The sequence below is a fragment of the Methanobacterium subterraneum genome (assembly GCF_002813695.1).
Taxonomy (GTDB): domain Archaea; phylum Methanobacteriota; class Methanobacteria; order Methanobacteriales; family Methanobacteriaceae; genus Methanobacterium; species Methanobacterium subterraneum.
The window spans coordinates 653,836-677,059 of the sequence record NZ_CP017768.1 but is presented as its reverse complement, the minus strand read 5'-3'; the positions used below and the strand labels follow the sequence as shown (position 1 = coordinate 677,059).

Below are 23,224 nucleotides of genomic sequence, written 5' to 3'. Positions count from 1 at the left end.
ATAATATTCACTTGTTATCCCTAGTGAGAGGATTACCCTTTTCTATTAATTTAATGGTTATATCTCCAAATTCATCCCAGAGCCCGGATGCTTCCTCATGGAAACGATTGGACCGGGGGAGTGCAGATAATTTAACTCCACTTGAAGCGTAGGTACTGTTGTATTCCCTATCTTTAGTATCTAAATCTACTAACTTGGAATAAATAGATTTGAGAAGTTCTAAACAATTATTAAAAGATGATATTGTTATTATCTCCTTATCACTGAAGGTTATTGGTAGGAAAGAAGCCTGTTTTCTCCACATCAGATCATTCCAGGAGGGCATGGGCATTTTAATCAGCCGATGGGAGAGAATGATCTTTGATTCCGCATCAGAAGCTCCATCTTCTTCTACCTTATTTATTTTAAACCAGAAATCCTTTAGTAATTCCAAATTTCTTTCATTTTCAAGGGAAATTAATGTACGAGTGGAATTAATTTTCCTTCTCTTTGACCTTCTATCCCTTCGCAAGTTACTTACCTCACTAGAGGCCAATCCCATAATCACACCTAAAATGGTGGAGATTATAGGAATATATCCTGTAATATTTAACGTAAAAATCAGCTCCATAAATTAATTTTTTAAATAATACCAAAAAAAAGCAAGTTAAATTACCCTAATAATTCAGTACGTATATTATTATTGATTTGTGGTACTATTAAAATGATCCATTATTAAATTTGATGTATTCAAAAATTATTATAAAATCATTTTTCCATTTAAAAACCAATTGTATCAAAATTTTTCAGTTAGGTCTTATAATAAACCATACAAAATTTTAATCAGATGACTTATGGAATTTTTTTAACAGTTTAAATGAAGTTGACCATCCGATTTTTTATACAATCATAATGTAAGATAAACTATAAAAATTAATACAGGTTTAGGTAAATATTTGATTTATATTGTTGAATTAACCTGCAGGCTATATCCATAAATAAATCAAGAATATTTAGAAGTGTTAATAATTGTTTTCGTAATTATTTTTCTAGCCTACAATACATATAATTACATTCAAACGCAGTAAAAAGATATATTCGTAGGTTATCTTCCCAGAAATCATCATGCCGCAGCTTTTGTAGCTGCTGAAATGAATATGTTCAGTAAAGCAGATTTAAGAGTTAATTATTACCTTTTAGATCTGGTGGGGATATAATCTGGGCCATGGAAGGGGTCAGATCGATGTGGCTTACTGTGGCGTTGCATCAGCCATGGAAGCTGTAAGTCACATTATTATAGTAAGTTATAACTAAAATGAAAACCATATATCAATTCAATGCGATACCTTGCTTTTTAGGAATTACAGAGCAGTAAACAAATAAGAATAAATAAGGTCTAATTTCCTTTTAATTTTTTTAGGAGGTACAGCATAAGGAGGGAGAAAATTGAAAGAAAAACAAATGGCCATTCTACTTTTAGCCATTATGTTGTCAGTTGTTTTCATCTCTGGATGCACCATGGGTGGAGATGAGGGTGACAGTGACGATGATGACATGGATACTGATGATTCATATCAGGGTGGTTTTTTATCCATGACTGCAGCCCAGGTTTCAGATGAGTATCAGGGATTCCAATCTAAAGGACATTCATAAATATCGAATTAAATTATTATTACTTCTTTTTAAATTGTCACTTAAATTTATTCTCTTTAAGCCACCCTAATGTTTTCATGGGATCTCTACTAATTTTTTTCCTGAAAGAAAATATTTAATGGCCCATCCCAGTTATTTACCGTAACTTTGTGGTTAAAGAAGAATCAGTTCCCCGGATTATATTTTATAACCAATAATAATTATAGAGTTAGATAGCCATAGGGTATTATTCTCAGAATAGGAATTTAGATATTCCGAGATATGGGAATTTAGATTGGATATTAAATAGATTATTATTACTAAGATAGAATAAATTCTGGATAAAAAAAAGGTTTGTTATATTAATACAACAGAAATGTTGAATATAAACAAAGATTATCAAAGGGGAATTTTTAGAGGAATATAAAATGAACAGCAAAAATCAAAATAAATATCCTCTGGAGACTGCCGGGGCAAATATGGTAACTGGTGTGCCGGTTTACAATCTTCAGGATAGTTTAGAAGATGTAGAAGAAGGTTTGCTCTATAACTCCTGTGAATACTGTACCATGGACTATATATATTTCACCAACCGTAAAAACGTTCTTAAAGGAGTTATATCCATTAAAAATTTAGTTAAGGCCAGGGATAAAACTTTACCCTCCAGTGAAATTATGGTGGAAGATCTGGTTACTGTTGACCCCTACACTGACCAGGAAAGAGTGGTGTACCTGGCTCTTTCCAATGGTCTTAAAGCCATACCAGTTGTGGATGAAGCAGGTAAACTACTGGGAGCAGTACCCTACGACACCATACTGCAGATATTCAACCATGAAGTGCAGAGTGATATATTCAACTTTGGAGGTATCTTCCACCGGGTGGGTGATGAGTACACCAGTATCCATTCTTCAGCTATCCACATGATACGTTCACGCCTCCCCTGGTTAATTATTGGAGTTATTGGGGGGACACTGGCTGCAACCTTGATTGCCCAGTTTGAAGAGCTTTTAGCCGGTTTTATTGCTCTGGCCAGTTTCATACCAGTGATGGTTTACATGAGTGATGCTGCCGGGGCCCAGACTGAAGCCCTGATCATCAGGAGTATGGCCCTTGACACCAAACTCAACGTGAGGAAATATTTAACCAGGGAAATACTGGTGGCCTCTGCACTGGCACTGGTTTCTGGTGCTTTTGCTGCCTTACTGGCCTATCTCACTCGCCAAAATCTTATCCTAGGAATAATCATATTCTTGGCCCTGTTTTTCAGTATTATTGCCTCGGTGACCATCAATACCGTAGCACCCCTTATTTTAAGGAGATTCAACTACGATCCAGCACTGGCCACTGGACCACTGGCCACTATCTTCAGTGATATTGCCACCCTGGCCATTTATCTGGCGGTAGCCATAACATTACTGGGCGGAACCTGAATTGAATTATTTACCGGCTTATTCTTTTTAATATATAAAAATATAGATGTTAAATTTAAATCCACTGAAAATTAGGGTTTAATTATTTCAACAACAGCTAAATAGTAATATTTGAGTAAGGAGGTTTCTTTTGATGGGGTTATCCTAATTGAAGTAAGGGAAAAAATTTTAAGTTAATAATGATAGATGTAAACTTTGTAATAAATTTACATAGTGGAAGTATGGGGGGATGATTTATAGGGAAAAAATTCCTTTTAATACTAATAATAACTGTTTTAACTTCTACAATTATGTTAGGGGGAAGTATAAATCCGGAATATTCTTCCTATCATTCTACTGAATCAAATAATCAGGTTTATGCAGCTTTTTCTGGATCATGGGTAAATGCAGAACCTGTTGATCTTTGTGTGTTTACTTTAAATGCACCAGAACGTTATTTATCTTCATCTCCCACCCGTGCTTTATCTCTTTCCCCAGAGCGACTGCTTTCATCATACCCTGAGAGAATTTTATCTTCGTCACCATTAAGACTAATTTCAACTTCACCGGAGCGACTGCTTTCATGTTCACCCTTAAGACCCCTATCAGAATCTCTGGAACGGATCCTATCATCTTCACCTGAGCGGATGCTTTCTCCATCCCCATGTCGACCAGTTTCTGCTTCACCGGAACGTATCTGCTCCCAGTATCCTCAAAGGCCAGTTTCAACATCACCAGTAAGACCATTATCAGCATCACCAGAACGGCCAGTATCATCCTCCCCCACCAGACCACTTTAAACCGATTTTCTAAATAAATCTGGAAATTACTTTTTAAATTCATTTATCATTCAAATTTAATTATCATTCCTCTTTTTTCTCTAATAGCAAATTAACAGGCCGAATTTTTCCCCCAATAACCTGTCCAAAAAAAATTCTTTGGATTACAAATCATTATTGTTCATATAAATGAATAATGTTTATATAATATTATAATGTTATAAGAATACAATAAAGTTTGTGTGGATAAATCTCTGGGAGTTTTAATGAACAACAAAGAAACAGCAATCATAATTGGAATATTTTCAATAACATTGGTAGTAGGATTTTTATTGTGCCCATTTTAATTCATAAAATTATTCATGAAAATGGACAATTGATGACATCACATATATCCCTAAACCATCTAAATAGCACTATTCCAACAATTTGTTATTTTCCCATGATAGTTTAATGTTCGGGGAATTTTAGATACTGAAAAATACTCTACCACATAGAAAAAAATCACCATAATTTAAAAATGATTGATATTGTTGAACTTATCCCTAAGTGGAAAGATGAATCCATTTAATCCGTACCTTTTAGTTTATTCAGGGCTACTTTTGCAGATTTTTGTTGTGCTTCCTTTTTACTCCCACCAATTCCGTTTCCATAGTTTTCACCGTTGATCATGGCAGCCATGGTGAATTTTTTGTTATGGGGTTCTCCTTCCTCCTGAACGAGCACATAACTTAAAACAAGATCTTCCTGATCGCATAACTGATTTAATTCTGATTTGTAATCGTGGAAGAAGATTTCTCCATTTTCAATGTGAGGTAGAACTGTTTTGGAGAGGAAATCCTTCACGACGACCATACCCTGATCCAGGTATAGAGCTCCGATGAAGGATTCGAAAACATCAGCAACCACTGAATCAACTTCTCTTCTGGTTAATTCTGCCCCCACACCAAGTTTTATATATTCATCCAATCCCCATTCTAGAGAATATGCATGGAGTGCCTGTTTGCACACGAAATTTGCACGCATACGTGTTAGTTCACCTTCATTCAAGTCAGGGTTCATTTTGTATAAGAATTCAGACACCACTAGATCCAAAACCGCGTCCCCTAAAAATTCCAATCGCTCATAGCATTCATCTATACTCTGTTCATTGGAATAGGATTCATGGAGAAAAGCCAAGTCATAAATATGGGTGTCATTGGGTTCAATTGAGAAATTTTCCAGTAATTTCATGTTATCACTTAATTAAGCTGGTATATTGAATACTAATATATATAATAATGCTAGTTTAAAACTATTATCAGTTATTATCCATTTACAGCTGAAAAATAAAATAATGATTGTCAGATGAAAAGTTTATCCATAAAAAATTAACACAACAATAATTGCCATTTCCTAATTGTCCAGTTCAAGATTATAGCGAGTATAATGAATATCATGATCATATAATTTATTGAATAGAACCTCACCTTTAAATATCATTAAACATAAACCACAAAGTTCTATATAGAAAATGCATTAACCAATTGGATATTCGAATATTCAGACCTACTGGTTATATAATTAGGTCTACGAATTAATGTTAACTCCTTAGTTGTTTTACTTCCACTATTAAATGTTGTATCTTAAAATTTGTTATTTGGTGATTAAATGGGTTATCTGATTTGCAGTAAATGTAAAAGTTACCATGAACTTCAATCTGGCGAGTCCCCCCGAGATTTAAGGGACCACTGCCCCTGCGGTGGTAAACTGAGATATGTGGAAAATTTGGACATTGTTGATCCCCGCTGGATGCAAATCATCATCCCCCCGAAAAGGACAAAAGGTGAGGTTTTAAGAGAAAAGATAGAGGTATTTTCTCTGGAGAATTTGAAGACTCGCCTGAATGATTTCTGGAATAAATGCAGGTACCGGTTGCAGAGTACCCAGAACTGGGATAACCACACTTATTATGATACGGGTATGAACCCCTTAAATGCTATTAAAAATGAGCTTAATTTAGGTAACATTCGCTGGACCTTAGTTATACCGGTAATAATGGCCATAACCCTTATATTAACATTTGTACCGGGTATTTTAACCCTGTTAACTTTTGTATTGTTAGTAGCCTTGGGTTACACCTTCAATAACCAGATTATTGGAGCTAAAAATGCATTAATAGCCGGAGCAATTTCTTTCTTATTGGGAAGTCTTTTTTCAGGTTCATTTCTACTTCTAATACCTTATACTCTGTTAGGAGTCATTAATGGTGCTGTTTGCGGATGGATTGGTGGATACCTTAGAAATATTAGGTCTCAAAGACGGATTTAAGTATGACTATCATGCCCAGGACCAAAAACTTGAAAATTTTTCGAAAAGTAAATCAATTTTCAACAAAAAAATGAAGAAAATTGATTACTTCGTTATAGTCTGGTTTAGCGAAGTAAATTTATTAAATTTTCGTGAAAAAATAATAATCCTGATTAACACGGTCTGGCTAACTGATTGGTATAATGGTAAATATAAAAATCACCGAAATAGCCATATTTATATGAGCAAGGGTATATGTAAATAATCATTTACACCATTTTCTCAGTTTTTTCATTATTGACATTTTGCATGAGGCACACCACTTGGGAGAGTAACCATTTTGAAGGGATCCCTTTAACCTTACCAGTGCAGGGTACCACTCCAAAACATGACCTCTTCAAAAATCATAAACCATTGCAATCTGATAATTTAATGGTGAGATTGCAAAATGAAGTTTACTTTTATAAGTATACTGAGTGTCCGTTATGTCCGTTATATGTCCGTTAACACCGATTGACCCCTATCAGAAAAGTTCATATCTCCTTCCCTTCTTCTCCCCAATAGCCCTGATAAGTTTTTTATCCACTAAATCAGCCAAATACCTTCGGAGTGTCCTTTCGTTTATGCCATGGGAAATACGCAGGAAGTCAGACATGGTTAATGAACCATGATCCTGGATATAAGCTATTGCCTGGATTTGACTGTTATTCAAGCCCAAACTCTTTAAATATTCTTTATCAAAAACGTTTTTCTTCATGTAAACTGAAAAACCAGCGAACTCTTCTTTAAAGTCAGGTTCAGGAAGCCCTGCGCCCTTTAAAGATTGAATCATCCGCTGAATCCCGGATCCGTGAACTTCAACCAGGCCTGCCTTGAAAAACATTTCTGAGATTAAAGGATTTCGAGTTGAGGAAGGATGGGTGTTTTTAAGTTTTTCAATGGTTATTCCCCCAAATAGTTCCCCAGGATTAAAGAACCAGATATGATCATCAAATATCTTGATTTGACTTTGAATTGAGTATTTAAAATAGTCCCTGTGAACTATGGAGTTTATGAGAGCTTCACGTATGGCTTCCAGAGGATAATCCCAAATTTCATCCCGGGTTAATTTACCCTTTATCTCCAATTTCACATTTATGGAATTTTTTATGGCCTCTTCAGCTTCTTCAGCCTGCCTGAACAGGTTACCCTTGATTCGTCTATCCGAAACATTAACCTCATCCTTGAATCGTAACACCCTTACCAGGGCATTGGTGAAATATTTCTGAGGATCCTTACCAAAAAGAATAAGTGCTGCATTGGTGAGCTTACCATCCACTAAGAGGTTCAGTTTAAGGAGTATTTCCGATATATCTTCTGTATCATCTGCAACTAATCTGCCTTTATTTACAGCTCTTCTTATGAATCTGCCTACTGATTCTTCATCTATTTCATCCACGCTGTAATCATTGGTCAGACCATCCCAGTTACTCCCCTGTAAAAAGAAATCCTTTAATTCATCCCCTGGTATGGGAGTAGTTATACTGTTCGCCCTTTTATAATATCTTCCATTGTATGAAATGGGATTGGGACTTTTTTTAACAATGATCATTAAAATTTCCTTATCATCCCAGTCAAAACAGGAAAAAGTGGGATGAATTCCCATTTTATCCATTATTTTATGGGTGATGGTCCGCAACAATTGATCGTTGCAATCGAATCCAACAATTTCACCGGCATCAGAGACACCACAGAATAATGTGCCTCCTTCACTGTTGGAAAAAGCAGATATGGTCTTGAATCCGTTTTCACTCATGAAATCTGTAAACTCTACTTGTAGTCCTTGGCCTTTTTTTAGGATTCTGGAAAAATTCATATTAATCTCCATATTTATAAGTCAAATTCAATGATTCTGATTATGGTTTCCATTAAATAATTCCATGGTTAAATAATCCATTTGATTCAAATATTTTTATTAAAGGCTATTTTTATAGGTATCTATCTCCAAAGCCATTATGGGTATTTAGCGAGAATTTACCATTATATCTTGAAATAAAACAATCAATAGAGGGGAATGGTGTTATTTCAATGGAATGATCAATAAAATTTTTTGTAAACAGTTCTAATTATTTATTAATTGTGTGTGTGGGGATGTAAAAGCATTGATTATGAGTTATGGATACCGATGCAAACGAGTTATGGATACCAAGGCAACATTATATAATAGAATCAATGAATATTAGATTGATGCACTGGTGTACTTCATGTCTACCTCAAGATATTCCTGCCAGTGCATCCTATCTTTATAATTCCAATTTCCTGGTTGAAAATAATTTAAATAGTTTTTTTCACCTTCAGGGTGTCCTGCAGAAATAAGCTAAAATCCCTAAAGTGTCTACCAGAATTAACCCTGATAATTATTAGTGTCTACAGAATTGACCCAAATCTTATAATTGTCTACCCCTGCCCAATCAGTATAATATTAAATCCGTATTTCTTGAGTCATTAACGGTTCTCCATGCGCTGGGCAGATCCATCTAAAATTGTAATTATTAATTTTGTGGATTGATTCTTTTATTATCTCATCATCCCAGTTCATAAATGAGCTCATGGGAGCTATTTTACCTCTGGACGTTTTTATTAAATCACCAACCATTAAAACATCCTTATAAAGCAGGGCAACATGTCCTGGTGTATGTCCAGGGGTGGGAATGATTTCAATGTCACCAATTCTTTGGTCTTCAGGGTAGGGAGTTATTTTTTCAGGTTTTTTAAGGGGCATGAGTACCGATATTAGCCATTTGATTCCAGGACGACCCTTTATTCCACATATATAGGGGATATCTTTTTCAGAGGCCCAGACTTTAGCGCCAGTGGACTTTTCCAGGGAAGCAAGACTTCCCACATGATCCACATCGTGGTGGGTTACTAGGATATGTTGAACATCATCTGGTTTAATACCGATGGCTTTCAAATCCTTTAAAATACCTTTACCCTGCCCATGACGCCCGGTGTCAACTAAGATGTTTTTTTCACCAGTGATCAGGTAGGTGTAGTTTCCCTGGGTTGAATCCAGTGCATAAACTTCATCAGTTACTCGCAGAAAAAATCCCTCCTGCATTTTTTTAAAGCCCCATTACACCATATCATTTCAATCAAGTTTTTTAAGAATCAGGTTACTGTTTTCCAGGTTCTGGTTGTAAGGTTTTGCCGTAAACTTTTCCCACCAGCGAATCAATTCCTGTGTTCTGCCCTTGGATAAGTCAACTGCACTGTAGATTGCACGTTTGTAGATCTCCCTGGATATGAATACCTTACTTTCAGGACTATCGGGGAATTCAACATGTTTAACCGGATTATTTTTTTAAAAGGTAATATTCAGTTTATATTGAGGGTTATCTTCAATGTTTTTAAAGGGATTTTCCTTGATTATATCTTTTAGATATTCTTTGCTGTAAATGATGGCTGTGCTGGCAATACCCAGACTATGGGTGAGTGATTTTTCTATGATTTCTTCCATTTCTCCCCTATTTTTGGAACTGGTTTCAAAAAGGATGTTTCTACTGGATATCACTCTCTGAACTCCCACATCCTAAATCTCTAAAAACAGCTCGCAGTTTTCATTTCGCATATTAGGATTGGAAGGAGTGATTCCTCTTAACAAAGCCACATAACTGGTCATCAAATTTCTCCATCTTATATTATTTCTCCCAACACGGAAGAGATCCTGAAGTTCAGAGAGTTATATATATGTCCAGTATTATTATTTTAGAACATCCATTATTAATTTTGTAATTTAAGTAGGAAAGAGTTTACCAGATGAATTATATGTTGGAAAATAAATAAATTAAAATATAAGAGCATACCGAAAAATAAATTAATAGAGAGTATCTCTGTTCATTTTAGAATTTTATATTAAAAATAGGGGATCGGTGGTATAAATGGATGTAATTATAAATTTTGCAACGGATATCAACGGCAATAAAGTCTGTAAATTTGAGGATGAAAAAATTGCAGTGACCATTGTACTTAAAAAGGATTACTCGGATGTTGAAGAAAAACTCCGCAATGTTAACATTCTTCAAGACATTGAAAAAGCATTAGAAACCGTTTCAAGTACTGATGAGTTTAAAGAGTTGGTTGATAGTTACGGTTTATTGGAAGTGGACCGAATTGAAGGTTAAAATCAATTCCCTCTTTCCAGAATAAAAAAACTTTAATCGTGCAAAGGACCATCTGACCCAAAAAAAACTTTTTATAATGATTCTCAATTTATTTTATATTGAGGCTGTCTCATAGTTAACTTTTTTTTGGATCTTATTTTATAATGGTTATATTTATATTTAGGGTGTTACTATATTTTATTTAGTTGTTTGTAGTTTTTTGGTGGTGTTTTTCATGGCTTTGAGGGAGGATCGTATTGGTCAGACTTGGTTGGTGCCCCGGCGTGTCACGGATTTTATTCCGGAGAATCATGTTTGTTATTTTATCACTAATCTGGTGGAGGAGTTGGATTTTAAAACTATCGGCCGGAAATATCGGCATACACGGGGTAAAGGTGCTTATTCTCGCCGAATGTTGCTTAGGATTGTTATAATGGCTGGATTTGATGGTGTGTTTTCTTCTAGGCGTGTTACAAGGCTTACAGAGGAAAATGTGGTTTATGTGTATCTTTCGGGGATGGATAAACCTGATTTCAGGACAATTTGTCGTTTAAAATTGAATGCAGGAAAGAAATAGAAGACGCATTTAAAATGACGGTAAACGTTGCAAAAAATATGGGACTAGTCAAATTGAACCATATCGCTATTGATGGTACTAAAATCAAAGCTAACGCATCGAATGCTAATTTAATCGACCAAGAAGAAATACAAACTATTCGTGAAATATTAAAAAAGGGAATTGAAACAGACAAGGAAGAAGACAAGCTTCACGGTGATTTGAGGGGTGATGAAGTACCACCTGAACTTACTTCTCGTGAAAAAGTTCACGAGATAATCCAAAATGTAAGAAAAGAAAACAAAGACACTTATAACGTAAATAAACTCCGTTCATCTTCCATTAAGCTCCTTGAACAGGCACTGGGAAGTTTGGAAGGAAAAAGTCATGTTTTGGAAAAACTGGATCGCTGCGAAAGAGAATTGGAAAAGACACCACAACAGACTGTTAGTCTAACAGACCCTGAATAACGCTGGATGAAAAATAAAAAAGGTCGAATGGAGCTTTCATATAACATGCAAATAGCAGTGGACCATGATTCAGGAATAATATTAGCAAGCACCATAACACAAGACCCTACAGACCATCACCAATTAACACCACAAATAGAACAAATAAATGAAATATTAGGACCATTACCAAGTTTTACTAAGATTAGCGCAGATAATGGGTATTATACAAAGAAAAATCTACAATATCTAAATGAAAACAAACTTGATGGTTACATACCCAACAGAAAACAAGCACATGAAACAAAAAACAGATCTAAAAAAGATAAAATGTTTTCTAAACACAATTTCAAATACAATTACTCTGAAAACGTTTATATTTGTCTAAATAATAAAATATTGAATTATAAGAAGACCTATCAATATGAAGAGGTTGTAATGCACCAATATTATTGTAATGGCTGTTTAAAATGTTCAGATCAGGAAAAATGTGTTGGTAAAGATAGGGTAAGAGTAATAACCGACTATGGGGATGTTTTATCTAAACAAATGGCCCTTAAAATGGAAAGTACGAATGGAAAGTTGGAGTTTGCTAAACGAAAAGAAGCCGTTGAATGGCAATTTGGAAACATAAAACAAAATTTAAAATACATAGAATTCATAACACGCGGCATAATACAAACAAACACAGAAATAAACCTAATAAACACCGTACACAATATTAAAAGAATTCATAACGAAATACATAATCAAATCAACATAAATAACATTTCAAACACATAAAAGGAAAGATATCACCAAAAATTAAAATATATTTTTATGAGACAACCTCTTAGACTACTTTTTTTCTTTCCTTTTCAACTCTCAACAAATCAATTCCAGTCAATTTTTCAATAGAAATTTATTTAAGGCCTCGGGGTTATCCACTGAAATAGAATACACTGGACCAACCATTACGCCATAATTGATTTAGAAACTAATTTATTTACATAACTGAAAAAATGATATAGAAATATTAATCTAGAATAATTTAACCCCCTCCATTTTTCACCATTCGGAGAGGCATTGTATGGCTTTTTTAGAGTTATAACCGAGTAGTGTGATGATGCCTGCTAAAAGTACATTTAGAGAAACGTATTTTACTACTGATCTGTAGGTAAATCTGTGTATTTTCTTCATAGAAAAAGCTTCTTTTGTTAATTTATTCCAGTCTTCGATCATGCCCCGTATAGGTTTTAATCTCTTCCAATTGGTGATTTTTCGTTTAAAATCACGCACTAATCGTTTGTAAAAACTTTTATTCTTATATTTGCTAGTATTTTTATTAAAACAATCCAATGGATAGCTTAAACTATCTAATATCTTGTTTAGTTTGAAATAATATTTGGGGAAAATAATTGGAACAATATTATAACCTAAAATACCATTAATATAATTATCCTTACTGTAATATCCTTTATCAAAGATAAAAGTATCTCCTTTCAGTATTAAACGTCTATTTTTCAGTTGTTCCATGATTTCTGTGAAGATTGGAGCATCATTTGGAGATCCCTGGTGAATAATAAAGGCTAATGGCTTCATTTTAGGGTATTCTAAAGCTATTGTGAGTTTATATCCAATATAAAATCCCTTAGAAGAACTGCAACCCCATTTAAACTCTTCATCTTCCAAAGATTTTTTAGATCTTTTTTTCCGATTCCAATTTATATCCACCTGCAAATCAGTACTATCCACCAAAATAGTGGTCTTTCTTCGCCTTTTACTAGGATTTTGAGTGTTCAAAACACCATTAACCAGTTTTACAAACTGATTTTCTGAAAACCTTGACATAAAACGATAAAAACTGTCAACATCAGGCACATCTTCCACACCAACAAATTTCCTAAGTTCTTCTCTCTCATTAAGCTCCCTTAACACATATGAAACATCCACAGAAAAAAACATACTAGTAAACATAACTCTAAACATAATTCCAGCTTTATCAGCGGGTTTAATGCCGTGTTTAGCTATTTCCTGCTTTACTCTACGGGAACCGAAAATTTTAAGTATTTCACCCAACAATTTCCACTTGGAGTCTCTTTGGTCACAGATCAACGGAGATTTCATGTAAACACCAGGAGGAAGTATATACTTCCTCCATATTAAATTTATCGATTCAAAAATAGTTAAAAAATCATTCAAAGTAAAATAATAATGCACTTTTAGAAACCAAATATTATCACTATACCAAACAATGAAAATAAGGGTTCATAAACCCCCACTAACCAATGAAAAATGGAGGGGGTTAGAATAATTATGACAACAATGTTTAATTAAGAGGTTAAAAGACAATGATGGAAAATATTTACCAGCGTTCTCTTGATGGAGAGATTACCCGAGAAGATGCAATAAAACTATTAGACTCCAATCATTTCCAATTATTTGATATTGCTGACCAATTACGGCAAAAAATAGTGGGAGAAGAAGTTACCTTTGTGGCCAACCGAAACATCGACATCACCGACCACTGCATAATTGGATGCACCTTCTGCTCATTCCGGGATAACATCGGGTACGAGATGACCACCGAAGAAATCCTGGAAAGTGTTAAAGAAGCAGTGAATGTGAAGGCCACTGAAATATGCCTCTTCGGTGGTGTGATGCCCCACATGACTGTTGAGTATTACAGTGACCTCTTCAGGGCAATAAAAGAACAATTCAACATCGAACTCCACAGTTTATCACCAGTAGAAGTGTATCACGCTGCTAAAGCATCCAATGTAACCACTGAAGAAGCACTGGCTTCTTTTAAAGATGCCGGGCTGGACACCTTAACTGGAGCTTCAGCCGAGATACTGGTGGATAGTGTCCGGGCTAAACTCTGCCCCAATAAGGTTTCAACCCAGGAATGGGTGGATATCATCACTGAAGCCCATCAGCTAGGGATACCCAGCACGTCTACCATTATGTACGGTAGTATAGAATCCTGGGAAGATCGTATAGACCACCTATTCATACTGAGGGATATTCAGCAGGAGACTGGTGGTTTCACTGAACTGGTACCCATGACCTTTCTTGGGGAAAACAACCTCATGGGGCAGGAATCCAATGGTGCCAGTGGACTGGATGACCTGAAACTACATGCCCTGGCCAGGATAATCCTGGGAAAAGATATACCCAATATTCAGGCATCCTGGATTAAAATTGGAACCCGAATGGCTCAAATGGCCCTCTGCTGCGGTGCCAATGACTTGGGTGGTACCATGATGGAAGATCTCATTTCCATAGCTGCTGGTTCAGCCCACGGAGAATACCTCTCACGGCAGGAGATGCACCAAGTCATTGAAGGAATTGGCAGAATACCAGCAGAAAGAAACACCCGTTATGAACGGGTACACTAATTCCCTCCTTTTAAAAATGAACGCTTACTTTAAATATTGTATAACATCCAATTCTTTTTTTAAATCTTCCAGTTACCATCAATCAAGGGAAATAATTATTTATCTTAATTCACATATCCCTTGTTTATGCACCGGGAAAGTATTTACAGACGATATAAACCAGAATTTACTCCTAATAAAGAAAATAACGGAAATGCTTACTGGTTTCTTTTTAATTCAAATGAATTACTGGTAGAAATGGGTAAAATACCTGAGATTCCTTACACCAAGAGTTTAGAAGAACTGAAGATTAATCCCATAAGATTACAATATCTAGGTACCTTCAATGGTCATCCCTGCTACTCTGGAGAGTTACCCTCCGAAATTCAAGTTCCTAGGGGAATGGCTTTTAAGGATCTACGTTCACTTTATGATATTATAGAAGAAGATCTGTATCTTTTAGCAGGACGTGCGTCCCAGATAGTAAATTGGGACCGTAGTCATCAGTTCTGCGGCCAGTGCGGAGCGCCAACCATTACTAAAGATGATGAGATGGCTAAGTTATGCCCGGAATGTGGTTTCACCAGTTTCACCCGCCTATCACCCGCAGTGATCACTGCAATCATCAAGGATGGTAAACTACTCATGGCCCTGCACACCCGCACTTCTGGAAATATGTACGGACTTATTGCTGGTTTTGTGGAACCTGGTGAGACCTTAACTGAAGCCGTCCAACGGGAGACCATGGAAGAAGTGGGTTTGAAGGTGAAGAATATAGAATACTTCGGAAGCCAACCCTGGCCCTACCCCCATTCGCTGATGATCGGTTTTACTGCAGATTATGATAGTGGTGAGATAGAAGTGGATGGTAAAGAGATAATTGATGCTAAATGGTTTGATTCTGACCAACTCCCCCAGGTTCCATCAAGGATGAGCATTGCCGGGGAACTTATCCAGTGGTATCTTGAAAATTATTCAATCTAAAACCTTATCCATTTTCAATAATAATTAGAAACTGGACAGTTCTGTTAAAAATAAATGGAATATATAATACTTGGATGAAAATGAATCCTTAAAAAAAGGTTGCAGTAAAATAATAGTACCTACAAGATTTATATGTTAAAATTAACAATATTGCATATAATGAAGTTATAGATTATGTGAAATCAGGGTTTTAGTGGTGAATAGAATGGCTGGGGAGACAATTCTAGTAGTGGAAGACGAGGGAATCAGTGCCATTGAAATACAGGAATCATTGGAATCTCTGGGTTATCAGGTGCCTTCCACGGCCAAAACAGGAAACGAAGCAATACAGATAGCATTCGACATTAAGCCCGATTTAGTTCTTATGGATATCACTTTAAAGGGAGAAATGGATGGGATAGACGCTGCTATCATTATTAAAAGTTTCATTGATGTTCCCCTCATCTACTTAACTGCACTGGACGATACGGAAACCTTTAACCGGATGATTGAAACCAACGCCAGCGCATACCTAATCAAACCCATTGAAGAAGCGGAATTACGTAACAACGTCCAATTAGCATTAAAAAATCATCAAACCAGACAAAAAGAACTTGATGATGAAAAAAAGGCGGGTTTAAAAGATGTTCAGATATTCATGCGTAGTGTTCTTCCGGAACTGGTGGGAAACATGCACATCCCGGAAAGAAGTGTTTTTCTTTCTCGTTTCATGAGATTGTTCGAACAAAATATGAAGCCCTTATTCTTCCAGTACATCAAGGACAACAGTCAGGAACCCTATGATCAACTAAATGATGAAGAGAAAATGAGACTGTATCTCTCCTGGATTTCCCACCTATATGAAAACCTGGGTTTTAAGGTATTAACTCGTGTTAAGGTAAATAATGGAATGATGACCGTTAAAAAATGTTCATGGTCTCCAGGTAGGCCAAATGATGTTTTTTTATGCCTTATCTGCCAGGGAATTATGCGATTAACCTATTCCTGGACCAAATTACCGGGAAGAGTTAAGGAAGAACCCACCACTGGTGTCCTGCAATCAGTGTGCAAGTTCGATTATGATATGGGATGATATTACCCCCCCTAAAAAATAATTCAATTTCGCTCATCTCCCGGAAAGTGTACAAAGGTATATGTAGTTTGCAGTTCAAATAATAATGTATGAAAGATCGAAGTTTAGCATGCGAGTTGTCGGTTCCGGACGATGATAAAGCTTTACAGGTTTTCAGATGCATAAGATGGTCTGATGGGGTTTATTGTCCGAAATGCAAGTCTTTTGAAGTGTACAATCGCGGATATTTGAATAAAACTCACATTAAGCGATATTCTTGTAAGACTTGCGGGAAAAATTTCACTGACTTTACTGGAACCATTTTTTCCAACAAAAAATTACCTCTGGGTGATATGTTCTACATAATCCTGAACTTAGATAAAAAAAGCATTAAACGTTTAGCTGATGAATCAGGACATAAATGGGACAGCGTTTATAGATTAGCTCAGGAGTTCAGGGAATGTTTGGTTGATGAAGCCAAAGATCCAGTTTTGTCAGGGGAAATTGAATTTGATGAAATGTACCAATCAGCAGGCACCAAAGGTTTAAAAAAAACATCCGAGAACTAGAGGACTTAAACAACGTGGAAGAGGCACTTATGATAAAGATAAGCCCCCAATAATCTCCATGATTGAAAGAGGAAGTCGAAACACCATTTTGGTTGTTGAAAAGAACCTTTCCAAGGTTTTAATACATAGAAAGATAGAAACTCACTGTAATGGGTCCATTAAGGCCTTTACGGATGACTATACAATTTACAGTGGACTAGAAGAACATCCGCAGGTCATAGAACACCCTATAATCAACCATTCTGCAAAAGAATATGCTGATGGTGACAATCACGTGAACAACTGTGAAAACCGACATTCACTAATAAGGCCCTATTTGAACATTTTTAGAGGCATATCCAAGAAAAAGCTAAACACCTATGTAAAATTTTATCAATTCACTTTCAACAATGGAATAAACTGGTTTCAAAAAGCACTTGCAACCATTTTATAAAAATGTACACTTACAGGGAGATGAGCGTTCAATTTTATTCTAAATTTATCAATATAAAAAAATTTCATTTAATAATCCTTAAATATAGATTTTTTTTTGATGCAGACTGTTTTCACAAAATAAACTGTTTCCGGTGACATGCATCACAGGAATAGTGAATTAATTATATGGTGTTGTGATAGGTATTCATTAATGTTTATAAAAAAAATAATGGCGTATATTATTATTGGGGGGATATCCCAGTATCTGTTAGGGGTTAAAGGGGATACTTAATGACAAAAAATAATGCGGGTTTGAAAGAGTTCGATGATGTTAAAACTATAAAAGATGAAATATCCCGGTTAAAAAAGGATATTGCATTTAAAGAGGAGATTTTTGAATTATCTCCTAACTACATTATATTATTGGGGTTGAATGGGGAGATTCTGGAAGTTAATAATGCCGCGAAAAAACTGATTTCCAGGGTTAATAATCAGTGCATTGCTGAAAAAATATCAAACCTTAAAATTATCCCTTCTGAAGAATATCAAAAATATATTGATTGCATTGCAATCATTTTTAATAATAAAAAGAATCGTCCTTTTAAATCCTATTTTTTAGATAAAGGTGGGGAATATAGGCATGTTAAAGTTTATATTTCACCAGTTAAATCAGGAAATGAAATAATTGCTGTTTCTATTTTTGCCACAGATATTACTGATCTTAAACTAATGAAAGATTCATTAAGGGAATCCCTATCACTGCATAAGGCCACACTGGAATCTGTTGCCAGTGGTGTAATGGTAGTTAACCAGAAGGGCATAGTAACCAGTTACAATCAGAAATTCCTGGAAATGTGGGATATTCCCTCAAAAATGATTAACCCGGGTTATGATGAACAACTCCTGGATTACATAACTGGATGTTTAAAGGATCCAGTGGCGTTTAGGGAAAAGATTGAAGAATTATATGATAATCCCCGTAAAATAAGCATTGACATCCTGGAATTTAAGGATGGACGTGTTTACCAGCGCTACTCACAGCCCCAACTGATTGGAAACGAGGTTACCGGGAGAGTATGGAGCTTTTCTGATCTAACCAATCTTAAAAAGACTAAAGACTCACTAAGGAAATCTGTTGCTTACTATAAGACTATATTTGAACATAGTGGAACAGCCACTCTCATCGTGGACGAGAATAATACCATATCACTGGCCAATTCTGAAATAGAAAATATATTCGGTTACCATCCTTCAGAGATTATGGGTAAAAAAACCTGGATGGATTTTGTTTTACCAGAATTCCTTCCCCAAATGATGGAATACCAACAGTTAAGGTACACTAATTCAACTTCAGCCCCTGAAAACTATGAATTCCGTATTATTGATAAATATGGGCAAATAAAAGATATCTACGCAAATATCTGCCTCATACCCGGAACACGAAGAACTTTAGCTTCAATTATGGATGTTACTGAACGTAACCAGGCAATGGCGCGAATTAAGGAAAGTGAAACCCTATACCGAACTCTGGCTGAAGCTGTTGAAGAATTTGTATTTATCATAAACAAGGAAGATCAACTGGAATATATCAATGAGTATGCAGCACGCAAATGGAAACTAAACCCTGATGAAGTACTGGGGAAACCAAGATGTGAACTATTCCCCGCTGAAACCAATGAATTACAGGGCAGATATCTGAAGAGAGTATTTGAAATTAAAAATACATTGCGGGGGGAAAACCTGCTAACCATGTCACCTGAATCCATGTGGCTGGACACTCTACTCATTCCACTTAAAAATGAGGAGGGGAATGTGGAAAAAGTTCTAGGTGTAGCCCGGGATATAACTGAACAAAAAGAATATGAGCTGCTTTTAAGCAGACAGAATGAAATCCACAAAGCCATGGGAACTATTTTAACCGAAGCAATTGTATCCAAAAATGAAGATGAACTCACCCAAACCTGCCTCCGGGTTTGTGAAGATATCACCCATAGTGAGTTTGGTTTTATCTGCGAAAGGGATGGGAATGGGGAAGTTAACCACCTGGCAATTAATCCAGTCATGCTTGGAGAATGTAAGTTAAAAGAATATGATTTTTATCCCATTCTCAAAAAACTCAAGATTAAAAATCTATGGAAACATCTGCAAAAAAAACCATATCCCGTTATATATAATGATCTTAACCCCCTGGAATTGGAGATTTTACTCGGAAATTATCCCATTATTAAGAATATGCTAATTAGTCCCCTCTTGCGAAATGGGGAATTCATGGGTTTGATTGGATTGTGTAATAAGGAGTCAGACTTTGATTTTTATGATAGAAAAACCATGGAAAACATTTCAACCACTATTGTTGAGGCTTTATTACGCAAACGAGCCGAAGAAAAATTAAAAAAAGCTTTGGATGATAAGGAGATGTTGGTAAGGGAAATTCATCACCGCACCAAGAATAATTTGATGATTATGGTCAGTTTACTTAATTTAACCTCAGCGGATATTGAAGATGAAAAGTCCCGTGAAATATTTCATCAGATCCAGACCAGGGCCAAATCCATGGCTCTTATCCATGAAAAACTGTACCGATCTAATAATATTAAACAGATTAACTTCGGGGACTACATCCGTCACCTGGCCCGGGATTTATTTAACTCATTTCTGGAGGATCAGGAAAGGGTGGAGCTGGTTATGGAACTGGAGGATCTTAACTTGGATATCAACACTGCCATACCATTAGGCCTGATACTAAACGAACTTTTAACCAATTCCATGAAATATGCATTTCCCAATGGACAACATGGAATTATAACCATCAAATTTTTCAAAGAAGCTGAAAAATATGTGATGATTGTAAGTGATGATGGTATTGGACTGCCAGCCGATCTGGATATTGAAAAAACAGATACTCTAGGATTACAACTGGTTAAAAGCCTTATTGGCCAGATTGAAGGAATAATATCAGTTAAACGCGATAGTGGAACTAATATTACCACCCAATTCCAGGAAGATGACTATCTATCCTAAATTAGTCCATATAAATAGTATAACATAACGCCCCAGATACAATATCCACATCATAAAATAGTAATTATTGGAAGATATTTTCCCTATTTAATATTTTTTTTCTTGTTTTATCCCCTTTTTACAGTTATTAAATAAAGGAGTAAATAGTTTAATATTAGAGAAAAAATAAAAAAATTTTGAGTAACTAATATTGAGGATTAAAAATGTCAACTGATGATAATAATCAATTAGAAGTATTATTGAAAGATTTAACAACCAATGACAATGCTGAAAAAAGGAGGGAAGCTGCTGAGAATCTGGGAGAAATTAAAAATCCGGATGTTATTGAACCCTTAATCAATGCATTGGAAGATGATAATCCCCAGGTTAGATTCGCAGCTGCCAAGGCTCTGGGTAAAATTGGTGAACCTGCCATCGAACCTCTGGTGAAGATCCTGAAAAATGATGAAGGTAACATACGCAGATACGCTACACTGGCCCTTAAAGATATAAAAAGCGATATTGTGGTTGACCAGTTGGTGGAAGCTCTTTCTGATGAGGATTGGAGCGTGCGTAAGTTCGCATCCAAGGCACTGGGGGAGATTGGTAGTGAAGCGGCAGTGGACCCTCTAATTGAAACCCTTACAGATGAAGATTGGGGTGTTCGAGTGGCTGCAGTTAAGGCACTGGGCGATATAGGGGACGAGAGAGCTATTGATCCTATTAAAAAAGCACGGCGGGCAGCCACTGGAGATAAAGAGTTTAAAAAGGCATGTAATAAGGCCTTAAAGAAGATTTAGAAATAACTCAATGAATCAATTCATGGATCATATACTATTAATTTATTACAAATTATTCTTTTACCCATGACATTGTATATTCCATAACCCCCTCCATTTTTCATTGGTTAGTGGGGGTTTATGAACCCTTATTTTCATTGTTTGGTATAGTGATAATATTTGGTTTCTAAAAGTGCATTATTATTTTACTTTGAATGATTTTTTAACTATTTTTGAATCGATAAATTTAATATGGAGGAAGTATATACTTCCTCCTGGTGTTTACATGAAATCTCCGTTGATCTGTGACCAAAGAGACTCCAAGTGGAAATTGTTGGGTGAAATACTTAAAATTTTCGGTTCCCGTAGAGTAAAGCAGGAAATAGCTAAACACGGCATTAAACCCGCTGATAAAGCTGGAATTATGTTTAGAGTTATGTTTACTAGTATGTTTTTTTCTGTGGATGTTTCATATGTGTTAAGGGAGCTTAATGAGAGAGAAGAACTTAGGAAATTTGTTGGTGTGGAAGATGTGCCTGATGTTGACAGTTTTTATCGTTTTATGTCAAGGTTTTCAGAAAATCAGTTTGTAAAACTGGTTAATGGTGTTTTGAACACTCAAAATCCTAGTAAAAGGCGAAGAAAGACCACTATTTTGGTGGATAGTACTGATTTGCAGGTGGATATAAATTGGAATCGGAAAAAAAGATCTAAAAAATCTTTGGAAGATGAAGAGTTTAAATGGGGTTGCAGTTCTTCTAAGGGATTTTATATTGGATATAAACTCACAATAGCTTTAGAATACCCTAAAATGAAGCCATTAGCCTTTATTATTCACCAGGGATCTCCAAATGATGCTCCAATCTTCACAGAAATCATGGAACAACTGAAAAATAGACGTTTAATACTGAAAGGAGATACTTTTATCTTTGATAAAGGATATTACAGTAAGGATAATTATATTAATGGTATTTTAGGTTATAATATTGTTCCAATTATTTTCCCCAAATATTATTTCAAACTAAACAAGATATTAGATAGTTTAAGCTATCCATTGGATTGTTTTAATAAAAATACTAGCAAATATAAGAATAAAAGTTTTTACAAACGATTAGTGCGTGATTTTAAACGAAAAATCACCAATTGGAAGAGATTAAAACCTATACGGGGCATGATCGAAGACTGGAATAAATTAACAAAAGAAGCTTTTTCTATGAAGAAAATACACAGATTTACCTACAGATCAGTAGTAAAATACGTTTCTCTAAATGTACTTTTAGCAGGCATCATCACACTACTCGGTTATAACTCTAAAAAAGCCATACAATGCCTCTCCGAATGGTGAAAAATGGAGGGGGTTAATATTCCATATTCCATAAATCCCGAATTTTCATTGGGTTGTTTTGATTTAATCACAAAGCCACAATTTTTATAAAAGTTTACGGCATTTTCATTTTTAACATAAACACATAATTCTAAACTAGAATATAATGATTTACAGTAATTTAATAGTTTTTTACCAATGGATTTCCCTTGATAATCTTCTAAAACAAATAATGCACCAATAAACGAATTATCCCTTGTACTTATAAATCCTTTAATTATACCATCTTCTTTATAGGTAAAGGTTGTTGAAAAGGGTATATATCCCTCTATTACTTTATCATAACTTTCAATCCAGTATTTTTCAGGTATGAAACTGTGAGCAGTAACCGTGGTCTTTAACCATATGCCCATGATATCTTTTATTTCATGATCTTCTAATTTTTCAATCATGGTTTTCAACAATTATTCTCTTAATATTAACTTTTAAAAGAATTTTACCATGTTAAT

General features: G+C 35.4%; 23 protein-coding genes and 1 pseudogene. 15 read left to right on the top strand and 9 right to left on the bottom strand.

Annotated features, from left to right (window positions below):
* Positions 1-7: 7 nt before the first annotated feature.
* The gene (locus tag BK009_RS03225; RefSeq protein WP_100909016.1) at positions 8-541 is read right to left on the bottom strand and encodes a hypothetical protein; all 534 of its coding nucleotides are present in this window, start codon (positions 539-541) and stop codon (positions 8-10) included.
* A gap of 884 nt (positions 542-1,425) precedes the next feature.
* Between BK009_RS03225 and BK009_RS03220 the strand changes: the two genes are divergently transcribed.
* Positions 1,426-1,632: a hypothetical protein gene (locus tag BK009_RS03220; protein ID WP_100906343.1), complete on the top strand. Its 207-nt coding sequence runs from the start codon at positions 1,426-1,428 to the stop codon at positions 1,630-1,632.
* 407 nt (positions 1,633-2,039) lie between these two features.
* Entirely contained in the window at positions 2,040-3,041 is a 1,002-nt protein-coding gene (locus BK009_RS03215) for a magnesium transporter (protein WP_100907750.1), read from the top strand.
* 411 nt (positions 3,042-3,452) lie between these two features.
* Here the strand turns inward: BK009_RS03215 and BK009_RS03210 are convergent, their stop codons facing one another.
* On the bottom strand, positions 3,453-3,797 hold the full coding sequence (locus BK009_RS03210) for a hypothetical protein (RefSeq protein ID WP_100907749.1): 345 nt from the start codon (positions 3,795-3,797) through the stop codon (positions 3,453-3,455).
* 569 nt (positions 3,798-4,366) lie between these two features.
* Complete coding sequence (gene rnc, locus BK009_RS03205; protein ID WP_100907748.1) at positions 4,367-5,032, bottom strand: ribonuclease III; 666 nt, start codon at positions 5,030-5,032, stop codon at positions 4,367-4,369.
* A 417-nt stretch (positions 5,033-5,449) separates the two neighbouring features.
* On the opposite strand from rnc, the gene BK009_RS03200 reads away from it, so the two are divergent.
* Positions 5,450-6,109, top strand: a complete 660-nt coding sequence (locus BK009_RS03200) for an MFS transporter (protein WP_100909015.1) — start codon at positions 5,450-5,452, stop codon at positions 6,107-6,109.
* 248 nt (positions 6,110-6,357) lie between these two features.
* Here BK009_RS03200 and BK009_RS12770 read toward each other — a convergent pair whose 3' ends face one another.
* From BK009_RS12770 to BK009_RS03180, 4 genes are all read right to left on the bottom strand, one after another.
* Entirely contained in the window at positions 6,358-6,489 is a 132-nt protein-coding gene (locus tag BK009_RS12770) for a hypothetical protein (protein ID WP_257790622.1), read from the bottom strand.
* A 122-nt stretch (positions 6,490-6,611) separates the two neighbouring features.
* On the bottom strand, positions 6,612-7,943 hold the full coding sequence (locus tag BK009_RS03190) for an ATP-binding protein (RefSeq protein WP_100907745.1): 1,332 nt from the start codon (positions 7,941-7,943) through the stop codon (positions 6,612-6,614).
* A 606-nt stretch (positions 7,944-8,549) separates the two neighbouring features.
* Positions 8,550-9,188: an MBL fold metallo-hydrolase gene (locus BK009_RS03185; RefSeq protein WP_236951020.1), complete on the bottom strand. Its 639-nt coding sequence runs from the start codon at positions 9,186-9,188 to the stop codon at positions 8,550-8,552.
* A gap of 243 nt (positions 9,189-9,431) precedes the next feature.
* Positions 9,432-9,641: a DUF1697 domain-containing protein gene (locus tag BK009_RS03180; protein ID WP_157809688.1), complete on the bottom strand. Its 210-nt coding sequence runs from the start codon at positions 9,639-9,641 to the stop codon at positions 9,432-9,434.
* Positions 9,642-10,008: 367 nt separating this feature from the next.
* Here BK009_RS03180 and BK009_RS03175 point away from each other — a divergent pair, with 367 nt between their 5' ends.
* From BK009_RS03175 to BK009_RS03160, 4 genes are all read left to right on the top strand, one after another.
* On the top strand, positions 10,009-10,251 hold the full coding sequence (locus BK009_RS03175; RefSeq protein ID WP_100907743.1) for a hypothetical protein: 243 nt from the start codon (positions 10,009-10,011) through the stop codon (positions 10,249-10,251).
* Positions 10,252-10,465: 214 nt separating this feature from the next.
* Positions 10,466-10,807, top strand: coding sequence for a transposase (locus tag BK009_RS03170; RefSeq protein WP_100909012.1), 342 nt, complete (start codon positions 10,466-10,468; stop codon positions 10,805-10,807).
* Between the two features lie 14 nt (positions 10,808-10,821).
* Positions 10,822-11,256: a hypothetical protein gene (locus BK009_RS03165; protein WP_157809687.1), complete on the top strand. Its 435-nt coding sequence runs from the start codon at positions 10,822-10,824 to the stop codon at positions 11,254-11,256.
* 6 nt (positions 11,257-11,262) lie between these two features.
* Positions 11,263-12,018: a transposase gene (locus BK009_RS03160; protein ID WP_100907740.1), complete on the top strand. Its 756-nt coding sequence runs from the start codon at positions 11,263-11,265 to the stop codon at positions 12,016-12,018.
* A 264-nt stretch (positions 12,019-12,282) separates the two neighbouring features.
* Here BK009_RS03160 and BK009_RS03155 read toward each other — a convergent pair whose 3' ends face one another.
* On the bottom strand, positions 12,283-13,293 hold the full coding sequence (locus BK009_RS03155; protein ID WP_169923151.1) for a transposase: 1,011 nt from the start codon (positions 13,291-13,293) through the stop codon (positions 12,283-12,285).
* Between the two features lie 272 nt (positions 13,294-13,565).
* On the opposite strand from BK009_RS03155, the gene cofH reads away from it, so the two are divergent.
* The 8 genes and pseudogenes from cofH (at position 13,566) to BK009_RS03115 (ending at position 22,736) form a co-directional block, all read left to right on the top strand.
* Positions 13,566-14,615: a 5-amino-6-(D-ribitylamino)uracil--L-tyrosine 4-hydroxyphenyl transferase CofH gene (gene cofH / locus BK009_RS03150; RefSeq protein WP_100909010.1), complete on the top strand. Its 1,050-nt coding sequence runs from the start codon at positions 13,566-13,568 to the stop codon at positions 14,613-14,615.
* A gap of 126 nt (positions 14,616-14,741) precedes the next feature.
* Positions 14,742-15,578 (top strand): NAD(+) diphosphatase, encoded by an 837-nt coding sequence (gene nudC, locus BK009_RS03145; protein WP_100909009.1) that lies wholly within the window; start codon positions 14,742-14,744, stop codon positions 15,576-15,578.
* A 205-nt stretch (positions 15,579-15,783) separates the two neighbouring features.
* Complete coding sequence (locus BK009_RS03140; RefSeq protein WP_100907738.1) at positions 15,784-16,650, top strand: response regulator; 867 nt, start codon at positions 15,784-15,786, stop codon at positions 16,648-16,650.
* An 89-nt stretch (positions 16,651-16,739) separates the two neighbouring features.
* On the top strand, positions 16,740-17,198 hold the full coding sequence (locus BK009_RS03135; RefSeq protein ID WP_100905792.1) for a transposase: 459 nt from the start codon (positions 16,740-16,742) through the stop codon (positions 17,196-17,198).
* 13 nt (positions 17,199-17,211) lie between these two features.
* Positions 17,212-17,631 (top strand): annotated as a pseudogene (locus BK009_RS03130) (IS1595 family transposase); the annotation flags it as partial.
* A 272-nt stretch (positions 17,632-17,903) separates the two neighbouring features.
* Positions 17,904-20,633: a PAS domain S-box protein gene (locus BK009_RS03125; protein ID WP_100909007.1), complete on the top strand. Its 2,730-nt coding sequence runs from the start codon at positions 17,904-17,906 to the stop codon at positions 20,631-20,633.
* A 203-nt stretch (positions 20,634-20,836) separates the two neighbouring features.
* Positions 20,837-21,412, top strand: coding sequence for a HEAT repeat domain-containing protein (locus BK009_RS03120; RefSeq protein ID WP_100907736.1), 576 nt, complete (start codon positions 20,837-20,839; stop codon positions 21,410-21,412).
* A 313-nt stretch (positions 21,413-21,725) separates the two neighbouring features.
* Complete coding sequence (locus BK009_RS03115) at positions 21,726-22,736, top strand: transposase (protein ID WP_169923151.1); 1,011 nt, start codon at positions 21,726-21,728, stop codon at positions 22,734-22,736.
* Here BK009_RS03115 and BK009_RS03110 read toward each other — a convergent pair.
* Positions 22,694-23,167 (bottom strand): N-acetyltransferase, encoded by a 474-nt coding sequence (locus BK009_RS03110; protein WP_100909719.1) that lies wholly within the window; start codon positions 23,165-23,167, stop codon positions 22,694-22,696. The genes BK009_RS03115 and BK009_RS03110 overlap by 43 nt on opposite strands.
* Positions 23,168-23,224: the final 57 nt, after the last annotated feature.

Excerpts from the sequence above, each read along its gene's own strand:
- BK009_RS03225 (WP_100909016.1), bottom strand. The coding sequence starts at position 541 with ATGGGATTGGCCTCTAGTGAGGTAAGTAACTTGCGAAGGGATAGAAGG.
- BK009_RS03215 (WP_100907750.1), top strand. The coding sequence starts at position 2,040 with ATGAACAGCAAAAATCAAAATAAATATCCTCTGGAGACTGCCGGGGCA.
- BK009_RS03210 (WP_100907749.1), bottom strand. The coding sequence starts at position 3,797 with ATGATACTGGCCGTTCTGGTGATGCTGATAATGGTCTTACTGGTGATG.
- rnc (WP_100907748.1), bottom strand. The coding sequence starts at position 5,032 with ATGAAATTACTGGAAAATTTCTCAATTGAACCCAATGACACCCATATT.
- BK009_RS03200 (WP_100909015.1), top strand. The coding sequence starts at position 5,450 with ATGGGTTATCTGATTTGCAGTAAATGTAAAAGTTACCATGAACTTCAA.
- BK009_RS03190 (WP_100907745.1), bottom strand. The coding sequence starts at position 7,943 with ATGAATTTTTCCAGAATCCTAAAAAAAGGCCAAGGACTACAAGTAGAG.
- BK009_RS03185 (WP_236951020.1), bottom strand. The coding sequence starts at position 9,188 with ATGCAGGAGGGATTTTTTCTGCGAGTAACTGATGAAGTTTATGCACTG.
- BK009_RS03175 (WP_100907743.1), top strand. The coding sequence starts at position 10,009 with ATGGATGTAATTATAAATTTTGCAACGGATATCAACGGCAATAAAGTC.
- BK009_RS03170 (WP_100909012.1), top strand. The coding sequence starts at position 10,466 with ATGGCTTTGAGGGAGGATCGTATTGGTCAGACTTGGTTGGTGCCCCGG.
- BK009_RS03165 (WP_157809687.1), top strand. The coding sequence starts at position 10,822 with ATGACGGTAAACGTTGCAAAAAATATGGGACTAGTCAAATTGAACCAT.
- BK009_RS03160 (WP_100907740.1), top strand. The coding sequence starts at position 11,263 with ATGAAAAATAAAAAAGGTCGAATGGAGCTTTCATATAACATGCAAATA.
- cofH (WP_100909010.1), top strand. The coding sequence starts at position 13,566 with ATGATGGAAAATATTTACCAGCGTTCTCTTGATGGAGAGATTACCCGA.
- nudC (WP_100909009.1), top strand. The coding sequence starts at position 14,742 with ATGCACCGGGAAAGTATTTACAGACGATATAAACCAGAATTTACTCCT.
- BK009_RS03140 (WP_100907738.1), top strand. The coding sequence starts at position 15,784 with ATGGCTGGGGAGACAATTCTAGTAGTGGAAGACGAGGGAATCAGTGCC.
- BK009_RS03135 (WP_100905792.1), top strand. The coding sequence starts at position 16,740 with ATGAAAGATCGAAGTTTAGCATGCGAGTTGTCGGTTCCGGACGATGAT.
- BK009_RS03125 (WP_100909007.1), top strand. The coding sequence starts at position 17,904 with ATGACAAAAAATAATGCGGGTTTGAAAGAGTTCGATGATGTTAAAACT.
- BK009_RS03120 (WP_100907736.1), top strand. The coding sequence starts at position 20,837 with ATGTCAACTGATGATAATAATCAATTAGAAGTATTATTGAAAGATTTA.
- BK009_RS03110 (WP_100909719.1), bottom strand. The coding sequence starts at position 23,167 with ATGATTGAAAAATTAGAAGATCATGAAATAAAAGATATCATGGGCATA.